Source organism: Microbacterium profundi (genome assembly GCF_000763375.1).
GTDB classification, from domain to species: domain Bacteria; phylum Actinomycetota; class Actinomycetes; order Actinomycetales; family Microbacteriaceae; genus Microbacterium; species Microbacterium profundi.
This window is the reverse complement of the sequence record NZ_JPSY01000001.1, coordinates 561,098-579,307: the sequence shown is the minus strand read 5'-3', so window position 1 is coordinate 579,307 and position 18,210 is coordinate 561,098. Positions and strand designations below refer to the sequence as shown.

Genomic DNA, 18,210 nt, shown 5'->3' with positions numbered 1-18,210 from the left:
CACGAAGCGTGTCGGATCCTCACGAAGTTGGCGGAACCTCTCACGAGCCTGTCGGATTCTCACTGAGGACGTCGGTGCCTCAGAGGCTGCCTGTCCGCGACGGTCCGGTCCGATGTGATGTTCCTAGCCGATGATGTTGAGACCTTCGCGGTAAGTGGTGATCTTGAACGTGGGGAACCGTGTGGTGAACTTAGCCGAGTCGAAGCGGTTGTCGTGCTCGCACCGGGGCAGGAGTTCTCGCAGCTCGCGTGCTTGCGATGAGGAGAGGCCGGCCGCGGTCAGGGCGAGCTTGGGGATGAGGGTGTACTTGCCGTCCCGGTTGAAGACGTCGCTGGCGAGGGTAACGAACTCCCGGTAGGTGAGCCGGTTCTCGCCGACGGGTAGATGCCAGGTTTGGCGGAAGGCATCCGTCGTGTTGCCGACAAGCTCGTGCCGTACAACGCCGAAGACGAGGTGAAGAACCGGGGGAGCGCTGTACGAGAAGGCCAACATCCCGTTCGTCTCCTACGCCATCGTCGACGGCAACCTCGTCACCGGCCAGAACCCTGGCTCCGCGAAAGAAACCGCGGAGAGAGTCAGCGCCCTCCTCTGAGGTCGTGCGTGCGTGTGCCCCAATTGCCCAAGGATCGCGTGCACGACCTCGCGACGGGTGAACAGCGCGACGAATCCGACATCGTACGCGACGCCCTCGCACTGGTCTTCAGCAGCACCACACCAGTTCCAGTGTCTCAGGTGCACCGTCCGCGCCCGGGGGGGCTAAGCGGTAGCCATCATGGGGGGCGGCATATGCGGGATCGGGCTCGGGCGCTGTGAACGGTCTCTTGCGTAGAACCTCTGTACGTCTTCCAGGACGTCGAATGCCGTCTGGTAATAGAGCGCCAGCGGGAGCTCGCGCAACCACGTGACGCTGACTTCGTTCTCGTCCAGGGCGTACACGCAGGCGATGGTTCGCCGCGCATCGTTCGGGCCGTACCGATGGTCCAGGATCAACCATTCTGTTGCGGTGATCCTGTGCAATTCGAACCGGGGATCGGGCATCGGGGACATCTCAACACTCCAATCAGTCAGAACCAGTGTTCGTCTGACGGGAGGAAGGATCGAGCCGGACCAGTGCGTAAACGCCTGTTGCCGTAACCGTGAAGGTTGGGAGCTTGACGAGCCTCATCGCCCGTCAGACGTCACCCGGATTATATACCGAGGGCGCGGATCCTCATAGCGCGTCCGGTACTCTCGGGGTCTCGTCGACGGCCTGCTGTGCAGATTCGTCCAGCTGGGCGCGCAGGAGACGGTTGGTGGTCTCCAGCGCGAGCACGTGGCGGGCACCGGTGAGGTTCACACCGGCGTCGAGCAACTCGACGACTCGTCGAAGGATGGACAGGTCGTTTTCGCTGTAGCGACGCGTGCCGCCAGCGGTGCGGCCGGGTTCCACCAGTCCTTTGCGCTCATACAGACGCAGTGCTTGTTCGCCGACACCGACGAGTTCGGCTGCGACGGCGATGCCGTACACCCCGCGTGCGCGAGAGGACTCTGCATTCTCCAAAATTCTCTTCCCTTCCGGGCTTGCAATACCTATGGGATCAGATGTATAAAACCTATACCACTCGACACAGATTATCGAGTGGCCCACAACTACAGTGAGATGGAGGAGATGCAGAAATGCTGTTGCAACACAATGACCCATTCCGTGACCTCGACCGGCTCACACAGCAGATCTTCGGAACCGCCGCCCGGCCATCGAGCATGCCGCTGGACGCGTGGCGGGAAGGGGACGAGTTCGTAGTCGAGCTCGACCTGCCCGGCATTGACTCGGACAAGCTCGACATCGACGTGGAGCGCAATGTGCTGACCATCCGCGCCGAACGGCTCAGTCACATGCCGGATGCCGCGAACGCCGTCGCTGCCGAGCGCTCCTGGGGTGTTTTCAGCCGCCAGCTGGTGCTAGGCGACGCGCTGGACACGGAGAAGGTCGACGCCGATTACACCGCCGGCGTGCTGCGGCTGCGGATCCCTATCGCCGAGCAGGCCAAGCCCCGCAAGATCAGCATCGGCAGCCGCGACGCCATATCGGGCAGGAAGGAGGCCAAGAGCATCAGCGCCTGACCGGAGCGCACTCTCCACCGCCGACAGGAGGTGTCGATATGGTCCTGAACACCACCACCGCGACCGGCGTCGATTCCCCACCGGCTACCCAGCAGGACACCCTCGAATTGCTGCTGCAGGACCGAGAGTGGGTGACGGCCCAATTCGCGGCGATCATGACCGCCTGCGGCTTCGGTGATCGCGTCATCCTCGAAACCCTCCCGTGCCCACCACACAATCACGTTTCCCGGGTCTGGGGCGGGAACGCAGGATGGCGCCTTGTCGATCGACGCCCGGCGGCGAGAGTCAGATCGAGAGTCCGATCACCCCCGGACCGGTCGTGACCTTCACGAGGTGCCCGGAGCCCCGCCGGAGGGCTCCGGGCAGCGGCCTCGAGGGTCGCCAAAGAAGCCAAGGAAGCGAAACTCAAATTCGAGAGGAGTGATGAGAAGTGCTCCAACTTGTCGAGCTTTCTCCCTCAACGATCGTCGACGTCAACAACATGTCACTCAAGCCCGGACAAGAGGAGTTCCTCTCCCCCGTGAGCTACGGCATCGCGGCCACAGTGGTGAACCCGCTCACGTCATGGCAACGGGTCGTGCTCGACGACGACCAGGTCGTCGGCTTCCTCAGCGCGAACTTCGAACCCGAAGCACCCTACGAGCACTTCCGCTCCGTCCTGTGGCGTATCAACGTCGACGCCGACGAACAGCGCCGTGGCATCGGCCGCTTCGCCGTGGAGAAACTGACGGAGGAAGCATGCCAACGCGGATTCGACCACGTCAACGTCATGTACGAAGCCGGCGAGACCGGCCCCGAGGCCTTCTTCCGCAGTGTGGGCTTTGAACCGATCGGAGAGACGGAATTCGGCGAGGTCATCGCCCAGGTTCACGTCTAGACACCATGAATCGTGTTCTTCCCGAAACGGCGGGTTGTGCGGTAGGAATTGGGCATCGGCTACGACACCATCCTCTCTTGCTCGGGCCTGCCGAAATCAATCGATTTTTGGCAGGCTGAGGATGTTGGTCCGGGTGTGGGCAGACACGCCGATCAAGCAGCTGCCGAAAACCCCTGCCGGAACCTGTTGCACCAATACCGTCCGCTCGACGTTTCCGGCAGGTCGATGGAGGCGTCAGAGTGAAACGCGATTACTGACATGTTTCGTGAGAATACTGACGGCTCGACGTCACTTCAGACACTAGTGATCCCGGGGATCTCGCGTCTCACCCTCTGCCACCTTTCGTGAGATAGGACAAAAAGGGCCACGGGGCTTTCGATGTTCAGAGGTCAGCTGCAGAGTTCCTGCAGCGCCGTCGCCGACTCGGTGAGATCGGCGGTGATGGTGGTCATGCCCTCGGCGGCGGTGAGGTCCTGGTCGATCAGCACCTTGGAGAGCACGTCGCCGAGTGCGGCGAAGTCCTCGTGCACGGCAGAGGTCGCTTCCTTCACCTCGACGTTGTCGACGCTGTCTGCGGCTTCACCGAAGGCATCGACGACCGTGCTGAACTGGTCGACGGTGGTCTGCGGGTCGGTGGCGCCGGTCGTGTCGATCTCGCTCGCCGCGGCGTTGGCCTCCTGCAGCTTCGGAAGGACGATCCCGCAGGCGTCCTCGACGGACTGGTCGGTGTTGGTCTCTTCGACCGGGGCTGAGTCGCCGGACCCGTTCGAGGTGTCGTCCTCAGCGGCGGGCGAGCCCGAGCAGGCGCTGAGGCCGAGCACGGCGACAGCGGCGATGGTCCATGCGGCGGTTCATAGGTTTCCCCTCAATGACGGCACCACGAATTGCGGTGCGATTCTCCGGTCGTGCACCCAGTCAAACACAACTCGCGCGCCGGTGACGATGGGGAGAGCGCCCCATCGACGCGTACTCAGCGCGTGCCGATCACTCCGCGACGATCGCGATGCCGTCGATCTCGACGAGCATCTCCTCGCGGGGCAGGCCAGTGAAGACGGTGGTGCGCGATGGCAGGACGCCGCCGGTCGTGTGCGCGCTGACGAACTCGCCGTAGGCATCGTTCATGGTGGCGAAATCCTCACGCTTCGTGAGGTACACGCGCAGCATGACGACGTCGTCGAACGTCGCACCGGATGCCTCGACGATGGCCTTGACGTTCTCGAGAGTGCGAGTGGTCTGCGCCGCGACGTCACCGGGGAAGAGGTACTCGTCGGTCGCAGGGTCGACAGGGCCCTGGCCGGACACCTGGACGAACGGACCCTTGCGGACACCCTGCGAGAACGTGTGCGCCGGGGCCGGGGCGGAGGTGGTCGTGATTCGCGTCTTCGTGCTCATCCGACCAGCCTAGTAGCATTGTTAGATGCCTCAACAAATGTCGGATCGGTTGCCTCCCAACGTGATGCTGAGCGCAGAGCGGGCCGCCGAGGGGCGTGTTCGCATCTATCGCGACGCGACGGTGGTCGACGGCACCGGCGCTGCGCGCTTCACCGCGGACGTCGCTGTCGAGGGCATGCGGATCGTCGCCGTCGTACGCAAGGGGGCCGCGCGGACTCTGGACGTTCCAGCGGGTGCCGTCGAGATCGATGCTCGTGGCCTGGTGCTCGCGCCCGGATTCATCGACATGCACGCGCACAGCGACCTGGCGGTGCTGGAGGGTGCGGATCATCAGGCCAAGATCCTGCAGGGTGTCACGACCGAGGTGATCGGACAGGACGGCCTCGGCTACGCGCCGCTCGACGATGCCACGGCATCCGTCATCCCTGCGCAGATCGCGGGCTGGAACGGTCTGCCGGCGCAGGTCCCGTGGCGCACGATGGACGATCTGCTCGCCGCGATCGACGCAGCCACGGTGGCCAACGTCGCGGTGCTCGTGCCGCAGGGCAACCTGCGCATGATCGCCGTCGGGCACGAGAACCGTCCGGCCACCCGTGCTGAACTGCGGCAGATGGGCGACATGCTCGAAGCGGCGCTCGACGCCGGCGCGTTCGGAATGTCGAGCGGCCTCACCTACACCCCGGGCATGTACGCCTCGACGGCAGAGCTCGAGACGCTCTGCCGCATCGTCGCCGAGCGCGGCGGATACTGGGCGCCGCACACCCGAAGCTACGGCGCCGCGGCTATCGACGCCTACCGCGAGGCGCTCGACATCGGACGGCGCACCGGATGCCCCATCCACCTCACGCACGCCACGATGAATTTCGCGCCCAATCGCGGTCGCGCAGCCGAGCTGCTCGCGCTGATCGACGAGGCGAGCGCGGACGGCGTCGAGGTCACGCTCGACACCTACCCGTACCTACCGGGTGCGACCACGTTGACCGCGCTGCTGCCGAGCCGTCTCGCCGAGGGCGGCGACCTCGTCGCCGCGATCGGGATGCTGGACGACGACGGCCGCGAGCAGGTGCGCGTCGAGCTCGAGGAGATCGGCTGCGACGGGTTCCATGGCGAACGCGCGGACTGGTCGAGCATCGAGATCGTCGGCACTGCGAACGCCGCGCTCGCCCCGCTCGTCGGCAGGACCGTCGCGCAGATCGCAGAGCAGGACGGCCGGCGTGCAGTCGACGTCGTGCTCGACACCATCGTGGCGGATGCCGGGGCCACCGGCATCCTGATGCACATAGGCGATGAGGAAAACGTTCGGGCGATCATGCAGCACGAGCGGCACACCGCGGGCAGCGACGGCATCCTGGTAGGCGCGAAGCCGCATCCGCGCGGGTTCGGCGCCTTCGCGCGCTATCTCGGGCATTACGTGCGCGAGCTCGGAGTGCTGACGCTCGAGGAGGCCGTGCGCCACCTGTCCGGCGCCCCGGCGGCCCGTCTCGGCCTGGATCGCGGCGACGCGCCGCGCGGCGTGATCCGAGAGGGCGCGACTGCCGACCTCGTGCTGTTCGATCCCGACACCGTCGCAGCCGGCGCCACATTCGATGAACCACGAACTCCTCCGATCGGGGTCGTCGAGGTGCTGGTCGACGGCATCCCCGTCGTCGCGGAGGGGGCGGTGACCGGAAACACTCCAGGACGTGCTCTCCGGATGCCACCGCCGCCACATCGTGCGACCGTGCCGTCGATCGACGCCAGGATCGACGCGGCGGAGGAGCCTTTCGTGTGGACGACGCAGACTCCTGTGCATGCGCCGGCGGCGCTCGCCGTCGTCGCCGACTCCCTGACCAGGGGGCTTCCCGCCGCCGATGCCGATCGCCCGCCCATCTCGCTGACCCTCGATCCCGCTGTGGGGGAGAGGGCGACCGCCGCCGGTCGTATCGGCGACGAGGCGTTCCGCATCACCGTCGCATCCATCGGTATCGAGGTGAGCGGCGCGACCCCGGAAGGCGTCTTCCGCGGTGTCACGGCCCTGCGCCAGTTACGCGCACCGGAGGACGACGCCGCGCGCATCCCCGCCGGCGAATGGGAGGGATCACCCGCCTACAGCTGGCGCGGCGCGATGCTCGATGTCGCACGGCACTTCCGGCCCGCCGAGGACATCCGCCGCCTGATCGATCTGCTGGCGCTGCACCAGCTGAACATCCTGCACCTGCACCTCACCGACGATCAGGGCTGGCGGTTCGAGGTTCCGGGCTTCCCGCGGCTCACCGAGATCGGCGCCCGCCGGGAGGCGACGCAGCGTGGACACGGGCCACTCGCCACCGTCGAACCCGGCGTGCACGATGGGCATTACACGACGACCGAGCTGCGCGAGCTGGTCGCCTACGCCGCGGAGCGTTTCATCACGATCGTGCCGGAGGTCGAACTCCCCGGCCACGTGCAGGCAGCGCTCGCCGCGTATCCGGCGCTGGGCAATGTCGACGCCTCAGAACCCGTCTCCGGGCCGTGGGAGCGCTTCGGGGTGAACCCTCGCACCCTGGCGCCGACCGAGGACTCGTTGGCGTTCGGCCGCGCTGCGATCGATGCGCTGTGCGACATCTTCGACTCGCCGTGGATCGGGATCGGCGGCGATGAGGTGCCGGTCACGGAATGGGCGGAGAGCCCGGCTGCGGCGGCGCGGATGCAGGAGCTCGGGCTTGCGTCCCCTCGAGACGTGCAGCCGTGGTTCACCAGGCATTTCGTCGAACACGTACGCTCTCACGGGCGCACGGCGCTCGCATGGGACGAGGTGCTCGAGGGCGAGGTTCCCGATGGCGTGCGGATTCTCGCCTGGCGCGGACCTGTCGCACTCGAGGAGGCGATCCGGCGCGGCATCCCTGTGGTGGGCTGCCCTGACCTCGAGACCTATCTCGACTACCGGCAGTCCGAGTCGGCCGACGAGCCGGTGCCGGTGGGCCCGCCCCTGACGATCGAGCACGCGTATACCCTGCGTCTGCCCGAAGGGGTCGTCGGGGGACAGGCCAATGTCTGGACAGAGCACCTGCCGACCCGCGATCGCGTGGACTTCGCGATGTTCCCGAGGCTCAGCGCGATCGCCGAGCGGCTCTGGGTCGGCGGCGATCCTGGCGACGGCGACTCGTTCCTGCGGCGCCTCGAGGTGCAGCTGAGACGGCTGACGGCAGCCGGGGTGCGATATCGTCCTCTCGACGGGTCGGCAATCGATCAGCGGCGGCCGGGCGTCCCCGGAAGGCCCATGACCGTCGCCGCGCGCGAGCAGGTCGTCGCCGGTCTCGTCGAAGGGCTGCGGCCGCATTCGCCGGACACATGCGACGGGGCGCGAGTTGAGTAACGGTTCGGTAACCCTCCCGCTCCCGTGGCGGGTCGAAGGTTGCAGATTCCACGTTCGTAAGGTCTACTAACAAATATGTCCGAATCGGATGAGTCGAGCCACGCGGCGCCGGTCTACCTCGCCGGCGCCAATGCGCATGCCTTCGGACCCTCCCGTCACCTGCGCTCGCGCTCCAAGGTGCTGCCAGAGCATGCCCGCGGACACAACCGTGCTCTCGTGCTGCAGACGCTCTACCACTCGGGTGCGATGAGCCGCGCAGACCTCTCGCGGGAGACCGGCCTCACCAGGGTGACCATCTCCGACCTCGTCGCGGAGTTCATCGCCGACGGCATCGTCGTCGAGCTCGGCGTGCGCGAGACCGCCGGCCCGGGCAAGCCTCCGATCCTCATCGACATCGACCGGCTCGGCCATCAGATCATCGGCATCGACCTCTCCGACGCCGAGGCGTTCCGCGGAGCGGTGCTGAGCCTCGACGGAGACGTGATCGAGCGACGCGAGACCGCACGTCCCGAGCAGCCGGACGGCGACGTCGCGTACGCGGCGCTGCGTGAACTCGCCGGCATGCTGGTGGCCGCTGCGACCGCGCCGCTGCTCGGCGTCGGAGTCGGAACACCCGGTGTGGTGCGCCCGGACGGCGTCGTGCTGAGCTCTCCCAACCTCGGCTGGACCGATTTCCCGCTCGAGGCACAGCTCGGCGGCGACCTCGGACTCCCGGTGCTCGCCCGCAACGACGCGAACGCCGCGGTCCTCGCCGAGTACACCTTCGGCGACGCCAGGGCCGATTTCATGCTCGTCAAGATCGGTGTCGGCGTGGGAGCCGGGCTCATCTCCGGAAGCCAGCCGCTGCTCGGCAGCCGCTTCGCCGCGGGCGAGATCGGTCACGTCGTCGTCGGCACCGACGGTGGCCCCCGCTGCGTCTGCGGTCGGGACGGCTGTCTGGAGGCCTGGCTCAGCGTCACGCGACTGCGGGATGCCGTCCAGGCGCAGCCGGAGGCGCGCGAGGAGATCCTGCGTGATGCGGGTGCTCGCCTGGCGATCGCGATCGCACCGATCGTGACGGCCCTCGATCTCTCGGAGGTCGTGCTCTCCGGGCCCGCCGACCTGCTGGACGGCACGCTGATCGAAGCCGCGACCTCGACCCTGCGGGAGCGAACGCTCGAGGGCGTCTTCGACGATGTCGTGATCAGGCTCACTGCGCAGAGCGACATCGTGCTGCGCGGCGCCGCGGTCATGGTGCTGTCCGCTCAATTGGGAGTCTCGTAGTGGCATCAGCAGGGCACCCCGGTCTCGTAGGACGGCCGGTGCGCATCGGCCTGGACATCGGCGGTACCAAGACGGATGCCGTCGCCGTCACGGACGCAGACGAGATCGTCGGTCGAATCCGCCGCCCCAGCGGTCATGGCGACGAGGCTGTCGTCGCCGATGTCGTGGAGAGCGTGCGGGAGCTGTGTGCGGCATCCGACGTCTCGGCCGCCGACGTGACGAGCGTCGGCATCGGGATTCCGGGCCTCGTCGACACCGCGAACGGCCGCGTGCTGCATGCCGTGAACCTGGGCGTCGAGTCGCTCGATCTCGCGTCTGTCTCGTCTGCGCGTCTCGGGGTGCCCGTCGTCGTCGAGAACGATGTGAAGGCTGCCGCACTCGGCGCTGCGGCACTCCGCGGAGAGTCCGCGTCGATGGCATATCTGAACCTCGGCACCGGCGTCGCCGCCGGGATCGTGATCGACGGCGCGATCTGGCGTGGATCACGCGGCACCGCGGGCGAGGTGGGCCACATCTCCGTCGACCCGAATGGGCGCGTCTGCAGCTGCGGACAGCGCGGCTGCATCGAGACCCTGTGCGGTGGCGGCGCGCTCGCCCGAGCCTGGGGACGACCGGGGTCGCTGCCGGTCCGCGACATCTTCGATGCCGCCGATCGGGGGGACGGCGACGCGCTCCGGCTCCGTGCCGACCTCTTCCGCGGCGCGGCGGCCGCAGTGCGCGTTCTCGTGCTGAGCGCCGACGTCGAATCGGTCGTCATCGGCGGCGGACTCACCGCTCTCGGCGACCGCGTCGGCGACGGCATCCGCAACGCTCTCATCACGGACGCGAAGGGCTCGCCGTTTCTGCGTTCACTGCATCTCGATGAGAGAATCGAACTGCTTCCCTCCGGTTCCCCTGCGGCTGCCCTCGGCGCCGCGCTGGTCGGAGCGCACACACCTCAAAAGGAGATCGCCGCCCATGGCTGAAGTCGTCATCGTCGAGAACGCCGCCGCTGCGGGTGCACTGGTCGCCGACGAGATCGTGCGACTCATCGCCACTCGGCCCGATGCCGTGCTGGGGCTGGCGACGGGATCCACACCGCTGCCGGTCTACGAGGCGCTGCACGGCCGACTCGCGGGAACCGACGTGTCGCAGGTGCGCGGCTTCGCGCTGGACGAGTACGTGGGCATCGACCCGAAGCATCCGGAGAGCTACCGCTCGGTGATCACCCGTGAGGTCGTCGAGCCGCTCGGCCTGAACCCCGATCAGATCCACGTGCCCAATGGCGCGACCGCCGGCATCGAGCATGCGGGCGCCGACTACGAGGCGGCGATCGAGGCTGCGGGCGGCGTCGACCTGCAGATCCTCGGTATCGGCACCGACGGCCACATCGGATTCAACGAGCCGGGCTCGTCATTCGCATCGCGCACCAGGGTGAAGACGCTCACGCAGCAGACCCGCGAGGACAACGCGCGATTCTTCGACTCGATCGACCAGGTTCCCATGCACTGCATGACGCAGGGCCTCGGCACGATCCTGCAGGCGCGCCACCTGGTGCTGCTGGCGTTCGGCGACGGCAAGGCGCAGGCTGTGGCCGACGCGGTCGAGGGTCCGCTCACCGCGATGCTCCCAGGGTCGGCGATCCAGCTGCACCCGCACGCGACGGTCGTCGTCGACGAGGCGGCCGCATCGAGGCTGAAGCTCGCCGACTACTACCGCTACACGTTCGACAACAAGCCGGCCTGGCAGGGGCTCTGACACTTCCCGCGGGTCGTTGAGCGAGCGCTGCATCACGGGTTGTTGAGCGACACTTCGACTCGCTCCGCTCGCTCAGTGCGGGTCTCCGCGAGACGAAACGGGTTGAGCGAGCGTCAGCGAGACGAAGCCATGCCCTCTTCCGGCCACGCGATCGGCAGCAGGTGCTCGAGGCTGAGCGGCGCGAGCTCCAGCGCAGCGACGTCGGCCGGCGTGATCCATCGCAGTTCGGCGAGCTCTGCCTGCACAGTGACGGAATCGGCCTTGATCGTGAGGGCGAACGCGTCCGCGACGACGCGGTGACCCGGCTCGTTCGCGGCGGCGGAGATGAACCGTCCGAGCGGCCGTAGCTGCGCTTCGTCGACCTTGAGTCCCAGTTCCTCGTCGAGCTCGCGCGCCAGGGTCTGCGCGGCGTTCTCGCCGATCTCCGGTTTGCCGCCAGGCTGCATGAACTTCGTGGTGCCCTGCTTGCGAACCACGAGCACGCGGCCGTCCGCGTCGTGGATGATCGCCGCGCTCACGTGGATGTCAGGCACTGGTGAAGACCTTTCCGGGGTTGAGGAGGCCGAGCGGATCGAATACGGCCTTGATCTGCCGCTGCAGCTGCCACTGATCGTCGCCGAGCTCCTCGGCGAGCCAGCGGCTCTTGAGCATGCCGATGCCGTGCTCGCCGGTGAGGGTGCCGCCGAGCCGGATCGCCGATCGGAACAGATCGTCGGCCGCAGCCCATACCTGCTCGGGCACGACGTCGCCCTCGAAGATGAAGTTCGGATGCAGGTTGCCGTCTCCGGCGTGGGCGACGGTGGGAATCTCGAGACCGTACGCGTTCTCGATGCGGGCGATCTCGTCGTACATCGCCGGCAGCGCGCTGCGCGGCACGGACACGTCTTCGATGAGTGTGGTGCCGAGGGCCGCCATCGCGCCGTGCATCGATCGGCGGAGGGCGAGCAGGCGCTCGCCCTCGTCGCGGTCGTATGTCAGGGTCACTTCGCCGCCGCACCCGCGAAGGGACGCGGCGATGCGGTCGGCCTCGCCTCGAGCCGCGGGGCCGTCGGTCTGAATCGTCAGCTGGGAGGTACCGGCCGAGGGCACAGGTAAGGACAGAAGGGCGTGGACGGCGGCCAGCGCCTTCGAATCCATCAGCTCCATGATCGAGGGTTGGGCACCGGATGCCGTGACCGCTGCCGATCCGGCCGCCGCATCGCGCACGGTGGGGAACAGGGCGGTGAGGGTGCAGATCTCGCCGACGATCAGGCGCCGCAGCTTCAGCGTCGCGCCGACCACGATGCCGAGGGTGCCTTCGGAGCCGATCATGAGCGAAGTGAGATCGAGCCCCGTGACACCCTTCACGCTGCGATGTCCCAGGTGCATCAGCCGTCCGTCGGCGAGTACGACGTCCACTCCGAGCACGGCATCGCGCACGACACCGTACTTCGCGCACAGCAGTCCGCCGGCACCAGTGGCGATGTTGCCTCCGACGGTGGATATCTCGCGACTGGCGGGATCCGGCGGCCACCACAGTCCGTGCTCGGCGAGCAGGGTGTTCAGCTCGGCGTTCAGGATGCCCGGCTCGACGACGGCGAACAGATCGTCCGGTCGCACCTCGAGCACGCGGTTCATTCGCATGGTCGACAGGACGATCTCGCCGGGGCCGGCGTTGGCGGCTCCCGCGAGGCCGGTGCCGGCACCGCGCACGACGACAGGGGTGCTGGTGTCGGTCGCGATCCGCATGACCTGCTGGACGTGTTCGATCGTCTCGGCGTGCACGACGGCGATGGGGCGACCGGCCGAAGAGTGCCCTGACCGGTCAGCGCGGGCAGCTTCCAGGGAGCCTTCGGTGGTGTCGACGATGTCGCCGAGGGCGTTCCGCAGAGCTGCGGCGACGGTCATCGCAAGTCTCTCCGACCGGCGAAGAGCCCGGAGGTGACGGCGACGACGGCGAAGCCGAGTCCGACCCAGGCCTGATCCATCGACCACCAGGCCAGCGTCACACCCACGTAGATCAGCAGTTCGACGGCGGCACGCACGAACGGGTGCAGAGTCAGCACCGGGCGCGGAGAGAGGAAGAGCGCCCACACCAGGAGCACCAGCAGCGGTGAGCCGATGCCCAGGACGATGTTCCACGGGAACGTCCACATCGCGAAGCCCCAGAGCGCGACCGAGGCGATCGCTACGACGAGGATGACGGCCCGGATGATGTCGAGCGGGGTGATGTTCGGGCGGTTGACACCGGGGACTGCGTCGGGGGTTTCGGGCATGCTCCCAGTCTATTCGGCGGGGGCAGCGTCCTCGGCCGGGGCTGGGGCGGCGACGATGGCCGTGGCTGTTTCGTTGGCCGTGACGGGCGCTTCGGCGACCGCAGATTCTTCGGCGGCTGCGGATTCTTCGACGGCTACGGGCTCCTCGGCAGCGGATGTTTCAGCTGCTGCACCGGCTTCAGGCGCGGGCGTATCTGCGACGGGCTCGGTGAGTGAGTCCTGTGCTGGGAGTGGCTCCTCAGCCGCAGCTGGGGCAGATTCGGCCGACCCAAGTTCTGTGGTGACGCCAGGTTCGGCGTCCGCGTGCCCAGGGAGGCATTGGCCGATGTCGATGAGGTCGGAGAACCGTGTGCTGTCGCTACTCGGACCTTCTTGGTCGCCCGCGATGTAGCTGACCGTCACGCTACCGAGGAGCTGCAAAGCCGTCGGGCTGAGCTCAATGGAACCGACGCCATCGACGCCGAGTTCTGTTTCAAACACGTCGGTTTCGAGCGCGACCATATTTACCTTGACGCTCGCGTTTGGTGCGCCCGAAAGTGCGACAGTCACTACCGTCTTATCGAGTAGACCGTCACTCGGAACACACGTCGCTGTCGCGGAACTCACAGTAGGCGTGCCCTCCGGCAGCACTGCAGGTGGCGGGTCCGTCGGATCGGGATCGCCATCGTCTCCGCCGTTGCCCGGGTCGGGATTTCCGCCATCGCCCCGATCCACCGGGTCGACCGGTTCGGTCGTCCCCTCATCGCCGTCTCCGCCGCTGCCGTCACCAGGAACCGCCGGCGCCACGGGCGCCGCCGGAGGTGCGGCTTCGACGGTCGGCGCACTGTCGTTCACCGGCTTCTTGACCTCGGGCGCCTGATCGACGTCGTCGGGCTTCTTCGGCTTCTTCTCGGGGATCTCGAGGATGAACTTCTCGTCGTTCATCTCGCTGCCGGGTTCGAGTTCGGTGGAGATCGATGAGTCGCCGGCTTCGCTCGCGCTGGGCATCGACGTCACCGGGCTCGCTTCGAGCAGGCCGGGCACGATCGTCGCCGCAGCCACGACACCCGCGACGACCAGCGCAGCAGAGCCGGCGCCGACGAGAGCGCCGATGCCGGTCACGGCTCCGGTCGCAGAGCTGCCGGTTGCGCCGCTACCACCGACCGCGCCGTTGCCGGTGCCGCCGCTTCCTGCGGGAGCACCCGGGGCGCCGCTGGTTCCCGCACCACCGACGACGACTCCGCCGTCGATGACGCTGGACGGCATCGCTGCCAGTGCGACCACGGGAGCTCCACCCGCCTGCAGCGTCGCGGTGTACCCGGCAGCGCCGGAGATGCCGAGAACGAGCGGGAGCAGCACGAGCGCGAGACGGTTGGAGACATCCTTCGCCTCTGCGACGACGATCGTGCAACGAGCGCAGTCCTCGATGTGCTGCTCGAGCCGCTTCTGGTCGCGTGAGCTGAGGTTTCCTCGTGAGTAGGCGCCGACGTGCTCGATGGTCCACTGGCACGGCGAGCCGGGCTCGGCGCTGCGGAGATGCGCCTGGATCCATGCCTCGCGCAGGCCCTCTCGAGCGCGGAAGGCGAGTTGCGAGACGGCTCCGGCCCTCATGCCGAGCAGGGGGGCGACCTCGGCCGGCTTCATCTGCTCGATCTCGATGTACCAGAGCACTTCCTGCCACCGCGTGGGCAGGCCCCGGAACGCCTGTGCCGTCAGGCTGCGATCGAGCGCCTCATCGGCTGCCTGATCGGTGCTGTTCGGATCGGCGACGGTCTCGAGCTCGTCCATCGCGGTCTCGCGACGCGATCGCCCCCAGGCAGCGGCGGTATTGCGGATGCTGGTGAACAGATAGGCGCGGAAGGACCCGTTCGGGCCGCCACCCTTGATGATCGCCTGGTAGATGCGTGCGTACGCCTCTTGCACCAGGTCGTCGGGATCGATGCTCGACGTGATCGAACGGGCGACCGACATCCCAGACGGATAGTGCCGTTGCCAGAGTTCTCCGAATGCGTCCGCGTCGCCCGAGCGGGTGCGCAGGATCAGATCGGCATCGGCTGATGCGCCTTCTGCGGTGTGGTCGTGGTTCTGCACTGGCTTCCATCTGTTGTGAGGGCCGGTTGACCCTCACATGAAGAGACGCGTGATCCGGTCGGTCCTCACGCGCCCGGACTATTCTCCCTCGAAACTCCCAGCGGGGCCAGCCCTGTGGACAACTCGGAGTCAACTCTCAAAAAGTTCTTTCCCGCACTCGCGTGATGAATCGGCCCGGTCGTCGTCTCATCAGATAGAGACAGCCATCAGGACTCCACCGGGGGGCGGAGTTCGGGCGCCAGTGCGGGGCTTTGCACTGGTCGAGTGGTCCGGATCCTCGGGGGAGGAGTTCCGGGCCACTCGCTCGCAACAGAGGGAGAGAGGCCGTCGGCGGGGAGCGGCGGCCTCCCACCTCATCTCCTCAGACCAGCGCAGCACCGGTCTGCACGTGCTTCACCTGAAGCCGCGCATTCAGCAGAACCGCGTCCCCGATGCGCCCTGGCGTGAGTTGACCGAGCTGGGCGTCGAGGCCGATCGCTGCCGCCGGGGTCTGCGTGAGTGCGCGCACGGCCTCCGCAAGCGAAACCCCGGCCTCGACGGCACGCCGCAGCGCGACATCCTGAGTGAGCGTCGACCCCGCGATCGATCCGGTGTCGTCGGCGCGGGCGATGCCGTCGGCGACGGTCACCTTGACCGCACCCAGGTCGTAGCCGCCGTCTGCGCTGCCGGCTGCAGCCATCGCATCCGTCACCAGGGCGACGCTACCGGGAGCCGCATCGAAGAGCAGCTTGAGCACGTGCGGGTCGAGGTGCACGTTGTCGGCGATGGCTTCGAGCACGACACGGTGGTCGGCCGCTGCGGCGAGCACCGGACCCGGTGCACGGTGATGGATGCCCGGCATCGCGTTGAACGCATGCGTGAGGATCGTCGCCCCGGCCTCGAACGCGGCGACGGCGGTCGCGGCATCCGCGTCGGTGTGGCCGACGGCCGCTGCGGAGCCGGCCGCCACGATGATGCGTATCGCCTCGAGGCCTCCGGGAAGCTCCGGCGCGATCGTCACCTGGCGCACTGTGCCACGGCCCGCCTCGAGCAGGCGCTGCACATCGGCCGCTGCCGGCTCGCGCAGCAGCGAAGGCTCGTGGGCGCCGTGATGGCCGGGGTCGAGGAACGGACCCTCCAGGTGCGAGCCGAGGATGTCGGCATCCGTCGTCACGAGCTCGGCGATCTCGCCGACGCGACGCGCGAGATCGTCGAGCGGAGCGGTCACGAGCGAGATGACCGCACGCGTCGTGCCGTGGGAGCGGTGCAATTCGCGCGCGGTGCGGATGGCGTCGACGCCGTCGTCGAACGATGCCCCTGCGCCGCCGTGACCGTGGATGTCGATGAACCCCGGTGTGAGGATGGCTCCCGCACCCGCGACGGCGATCGCGTCGATCACGGTGTCGGCGTCCGTCCAATCGGCGCCGATGCCGGTCGCCGCCACGCGGCCGTCTTCGAACCTCACCCAGGCGTCAGGGGTCTCGGTGCCGTCGGTGATCAGGCGGACGGAGTGGATCAGCGTCGTGGTCATCGGGTGCTCCAGGCGATCTCGGTGGGACGGTGGCCACCCCATCCTGCGGCATCCCACACGGCTCCGAGAAGTCCGACGCGGTCTCGGAACGACGTCCACTCGCGTTTCTCGACCGGCGACCACGCGACTTCTGCGATCGCCGCGACGCGCGGGAAGATCAGCTGGTCGATGTCATCCAGCGTCTCGATGGTCTCGGACCACAGCGGACCCTCGACGCCGAGGATCGCCTCGGCGGGCAGTGCGTCGACGATGGTTGTCGGCTCCCACTCGTACGCCGTCTGCAGATCGATCAGCGCAGCCCATTCGAGGCCGAGCGGGAAAGCGGCGTCGTACTTCTGGTCGAGATACGCGGTGTTCGACGGCGACATGATCACCGACCCGCCGCCCCCGGCGAAGCGGCGCGCGTGATCGGCGTGCGCTCCGGCCGGGGTGGTGCTGCCCCAGTACTGCCCGATCGTTCCCTCTGCGACCTGCGCGGAGCCCGCCTCGTGCCACGCGATCGGGGTCTTGCCGAGTTCGGTGGTCAGTGCGGTGACGCGTGCGATGAACGCATCGAAGTCTGCCTGAGCGGTACCGAGGCACTCATCGCCGCCGATGTGGAGGAACGGTCCTGGTGTGAGCTCGGCGAGCTCGGTGAGCACATCGCGCAGGAGATCCCACGTCGCATCGTCGTGCACTTTCACGGACGAGTGCCCTACGCCGGTGCCGCGATATGGCTCCCCGGCGACCGGGAGGGCCTCGCCGAGCGACTGCGCCTGTGTGAGGAGGCCAGCGTTCATGACCGGCATCTCGACGAGGTCGGGATAGGCGAGGCCGATCGCGTGGGTGTGCCCGGGCAGGTCGATCTCCGGCACGACGACCATGTGGCGCGATGCGGCGTATCGCACGATCTCGCGGAAGTCGTCCTTCGAGTAGAACCCGCCGGGGCGGGCAGCGACCGCCGTCGTCGAGCCGCGTTCGGTGAGCAGTGGACGGCTGTCGATCTGGAGCCGCCAGCCCTGGTCGTCGGTGAGGTGCAGGTGCAGTCGGTTGAACTTGAGCGAGGCCGCACGGTCGATGAACGCCTTGACGGTGTCGACGTCGAAGAACGTGCGGGCGACGTCGAGCATCACGCCGCGGTACTCGAATCGAGGAGCGTCGTCGATCTCGACGCGGGGGAGCGTCCAGACCTCGCCGTCTGAGGTGAGGAGCTGCCGCAGAGTCTGCGCGGCGTAGAAGAGTCCTGCGTCCGAGCCTTCGAGATGCACGGTATCGCCGATGCGAAGCGAGTAGTGCTCGCCCTCGCGGGCGGTGCGGCGCACCACGATGTCACCCGGCCCGATCGCATCGTGTCCGGCTCCCGCGACGGCGGCGGGGCGCCGTCCGGTGCGCTCGGCGATCACGTCGGCGAGAACGGATGCCGCGGCATCCGCCTCGTTCTCGACCACGATGCGGGTGGTCGCCGTCAACGGCAGGGTTCCGGGCGATTCCGTGACGGACGAGGGCAGCGGAACGAGTGGTAGGACCATGAACAAAACCTACCTCGGACTACCCCGTGCAGCCAGATCGCCCCGCTACTCTGAGACTTCCGGATTCCGCTATGCTCGAACGGTCGCGACTGGCGTCTGGGTGGGTCACCACCGGGGAGCGACCGTTACGGAATTCGACCGCGCGCCTGGGCCGATGACATCCA

The 18,210-nt window shown here is 67.6% G+C and carries 17 protein-coding genes and 1 riboswitch; of the genes, 6 read left to right on the top strand and 11 right to left on the bottom strand.

Annotated elements, in window-relative coordinates; genetic code table 11:
- Window positions 1–123 precede the first annotated feature (123 nt).
- From JF52_RS17545 to JF52_RS0102710, 3 genes are all read right to left on the bottom strand, one after another.
- On the bottom strand, window positions 124–492 hold the full coding sequence (locus JF52_RS17545; RefSeq protein ID WP_033104939.1) for a Rossmann-fold NAD(P)-binding domain-containing protein: 369 nt from the start codon (window positions 490–492) through the stop codon (window positions 124–126).
- A 264-nt stretch (window positions 493–756) separates the two neighbouring features.
- A complete protein-coding gene (locus JF52_RS0102715) occupies window positions 757–1,038 on the bottom strand; it encodes a hypothetical protein (protein ID WP_234000482.1) in 282 nt (93 codons plus the stop codon).
- 172 nt (window positions 1,039–1,210) lie between these two features.
- Window positions 1,211–1,540 carry a MerR family transcriptional regulator gene (locus tag JF52_RS0102710; protein ID WP_033104936.1) on the bottom strand — a complete coding sequence of 110 codons (330 nt, stop codon included), beginning with the start codon at window positions 1,538–1,540 and terminating at the stop codon, window positions 1,211–1,213.
- Window positions 1,541–1,656: 116 nt separating this feature from the next.
- On the opposite strand from JF52_RS0102710, the gene JF52_RS0102705 reads away from it, so the two are divergent.
- Window positions 1,657–2,100, top strand: coding sequence for an Hsp20/alpha crystallin family protein (locus tag JF52_RS0102705; RefSeq protein ID WP_084595499.1), 444 nt, complete (start codon window positions 1,657–1,659; stop codon window positions 2,098–2,100).
- 481 nt (window positions 2,101–2,581) lie between these two features.
- Window positions 2,582–2,977 (top strand): GNAT family N-acetyltransferase, encoded by a 396-nt coding sequence (locus JF52_RS0102700; protein ID WP_052166906.1) that lies wholly within the window; start codon window positions 2,582–2,584, stop codon window positions 2,975–2,977.
- Between the two features lie 389 nt (window positions 2,978–3,366).
- Here JF52_RS0102700 and JF52_RS0102695 read toward each other — a convergent pair whose 3' ends face one another.
- Both JF52_RS0102695 and JF52_RS0102690 read right to left on the bottom strand, forming a co-directional pair.
- Window positions 3,367–3,798: a hypothetical protein gene (locus JF52_RS0102695; RefSeq protein WP_033104934.1), complete on the bottom strand. Its 432-nt coding sequence runs from the start codon at window positions 3,796–3,798 to the stop codon at window positions 3,367–3,369.
- A 163-nt stretch (window positions 3,799–3,961) separates the two neighbouring features.
- The gene (locus JF52_RS0102690; RefSeq protein WP_033104933.1) at window positions 3,962–4,369 is read right to left on the bottom strand and encodes a RidA family protein; all 408 of its coding nucleotides are present in this window, start codon (window positions 4,367–4,369) and stop codon (window positions 3,962–3,964) included.
- Window positions 4,370–4,394: 25 nt separating this feature from the next.
- On the opposite strand from JF52_RS0102690, the gene JF52_RS16395 reads away from it, so the two are divergent.
- The 4 genes from JF52_RS16395 (at window position 4,395) to nagB (ending at window position 10,703) form a co-directional block, all read left to right on the top strand.
- Window positions 4,395–7,703: a family 20 glycosylhydrolase gene (locus JF52_RS16395; RefSeq protein WP_235272311.1), complete on the top strand. Its 3,309-nt coding sequence runs from the start codon at window positions 4,395–4,397 to the stop codon at window positions 7,701–7,703.
- Window positions 7,704–7,778: 75 nt separating this feature from the next.
- Window positions 7,779–8,966: an ROK family transcriptional regulator gene (locus JF52_RS0102680; RefSeq protein WP_033104932.1), complete on the top strand. Its 1,188-nt coding sequence runs from the start codon at window positions 7,779–7,781 to the stop codon at window positions 8,964–8,966.
- Window positions 8,967–9,004: 38 nt separating this feature from the next.
- On the top strand, window positions 9,005–9,931 hold the full coding sequence (locus JF52_RS0102675) for an ROK family protein (RefSeq protein WP_033104931.1): 927 nt from the start codon (window positions 9,005–9,007) through the stop codon (window positions 9,929–9,931).
- Window positions 9,924–10,703, top strand: a complete 780-nt coding sequence (gene nagB, locus JF52_RS0102670) for a glucosamine-6-phosphate deaminase (RefSeq protein WP_033104930.1) — start codon at window positions 9,924–9,926, stop codon at window positions 10,701–10,703. The genes JF52_RS0102675 and nagB overlap by 8 nt, the downstream gene beginning before the upstream one ends.
- 113 nt (window positions 10,704–10,816) lie before the next feature.
- Here nagB and JF52_RS0102665 read toward each other — a convergent pair whose 3' ends face one another.
- From JF52_RS0102665 to JF52_RS0102640, 6 genes are all read right to left on the bottom strand, one after another.
- Window positions 10,817–11,236, bottom strand: coding sequence for an NUDIX hydrolase (locus JF52_RS0102665; protein WP_033104929.1), 420 nt, complete (start codon window positions 11,234–11,236; stop codon window positions 10,817–10,819).
- Entirely contained in the window at window positions 11,229–12,590 is a 1,362-nt protein-coding gene (locus JF52_RS0102660) for an FAD-binding oxidoreductase (RefSeq protein ID WP_033104928.1), read from the bottom strand. The genes JF52_RS0102665 and JF52_RS0102660 overlap by 8 nt, the downstream gene beginning before the upstream one ends.
- Window positions 12,587–12,958, bottom strand: coding sequence for a YrdB family protein (locus JF52_RS0102655; protein ID WP_033104927.1), 372 nt, complete (start codon window positions 12,956–12,958; stop codon window positions 12,587–12,589). Before JF52_RS0102655 ends, JF52_RS0102660 begins: the two co-directional genes overlap by 4 nt.
- A gap of 9 nt (window positions 12,959–12,967) precedes the next feature.
- Window positions 12,968–15,028, bottom strand: a complete 2,061-nt coding sequence (locus JF52_RS16390) for a sigma-70 family RNA polymerase sigma factor (RefSeq protein ID WP_052166698.1) — start codon at window positions 15,026–15,028, stop codon at window positions 12,968–12,970.
- Window positions 15,029–15,389: 361 nt separating this feature from the next.
- Entirely contained in the window at window positions 15,390–16,538 is a 1,149-nt protein-coding gene (nagA, locus tag JF52_RS0102645; protein ID WP_033104926.1) for an N-acetylglucosamine-6-phosphate deacetylase, read from the bottom strand.
- Window positions 16,535–18,046 carry a beta-N-acetylhexosaminidase gene (locus tag JF52_RS0102640; RefSeq protein WP_033104925.1) on the bottom strand — a complete coding sequence of 504 codons (1,512 nt, stop codon included), beginning with the start codon at window positions 18,044–18,046 and terminating at the stop codon, window positions 16,535–16,537. Before JF52_RS0102640 ends, nagA begins: the two co-directional genes overlap by 4 nt.
- A 75-nt stretch (window positions 18,047–18,121) precedes the next feature.
- Window positions 18,122–18,205, top strand: a riboswitch (ZMP/ZTP riboswitch).
- Window positions 18,206–18,210: the final 5 nt, after the last annotated feature.

Coding starts and splice junctions, on each gene's coding strand:
- JF52_RS17545 (WP_033104939.1), bottom strand. CDS start 492: ATGTTGGCCTTCTCGTACAGCGCTCCCCCGGTTCTTCACCTCGTCTTC.
- JF52_RS0102715 (WP_234000482.1), bottom strand. CDS start 1,038: ATGCCCGATCCCCGGTTCGAATTGCACAGGATCACCGCAACAGAATGG.
- JF52_RS0102705 (WP_084595499.1), top strand. CDS start 1,657: ATGCTGTTGCAACACAATGACCCATTCCGTGACCTCGACCGGCTCACA.
- JF52_RS0102700 (WP_052166906.1), top strand. CDS start 2,582: ATGTCACTCAAGCCCGGACAAGAGGAGTTCCTCTCCCCCGTGAGCTAC.
- JF52_RS0102690 (WP_033104933.1), bottom strand. CDS start 4,369: ATGAGCACGAAGACGCGAATCACGACCACCTCCGCCCCGGCCCCGGCG.
- JF52_RS16395 (WP_235272311.1), top strand. CDS start 4,395: ATGCCTCAACAAATGTCGGATCGGTTGCCTCCCAACGTGATGCTGAGC.
- JF52_RS0102680 (WP_033104932.1), top strand. CDS start 7,779: ATGTCCGAATCGGATGAGTCGAGCCACGCGGCGCCGGTCTACCTCGCC.
- nagB (WP_033104930.1), top strand. CDS start 9,924: ATGGCTGAAGTCGTCATCGTCGAGAACGCCGCCGCTGCGGGTGCACTG.
- JF52_RS0102660 (WP_033104928.1), bottom strand. CDS start 12,590: ATGACCGTCGCCGCAGCTCTGCGGAACGCCCTCGGCGACATCGTCGAC.
- JF52_RS0102655 (WP_033104927.1), bottom strand. CDS start 12,958: ATGCCCGAAACCCCCGACGCAGTCCCCGGTGTCAACCGCCCGAACATC.
- nagA (WP_033104926.1), bottom strand. CDS start 16,538: ATGACCACGACGCTGATCCACTCCGTCCGCCTGATCACCGACGGCACC.
- JF52_RS0102640 (WP_033104925.1), bottom strand. CDS start 18,046: ATGGTCCTACCACTCGTTCCGCTGCCCTCGTCCGTCACGGAATCGCCC.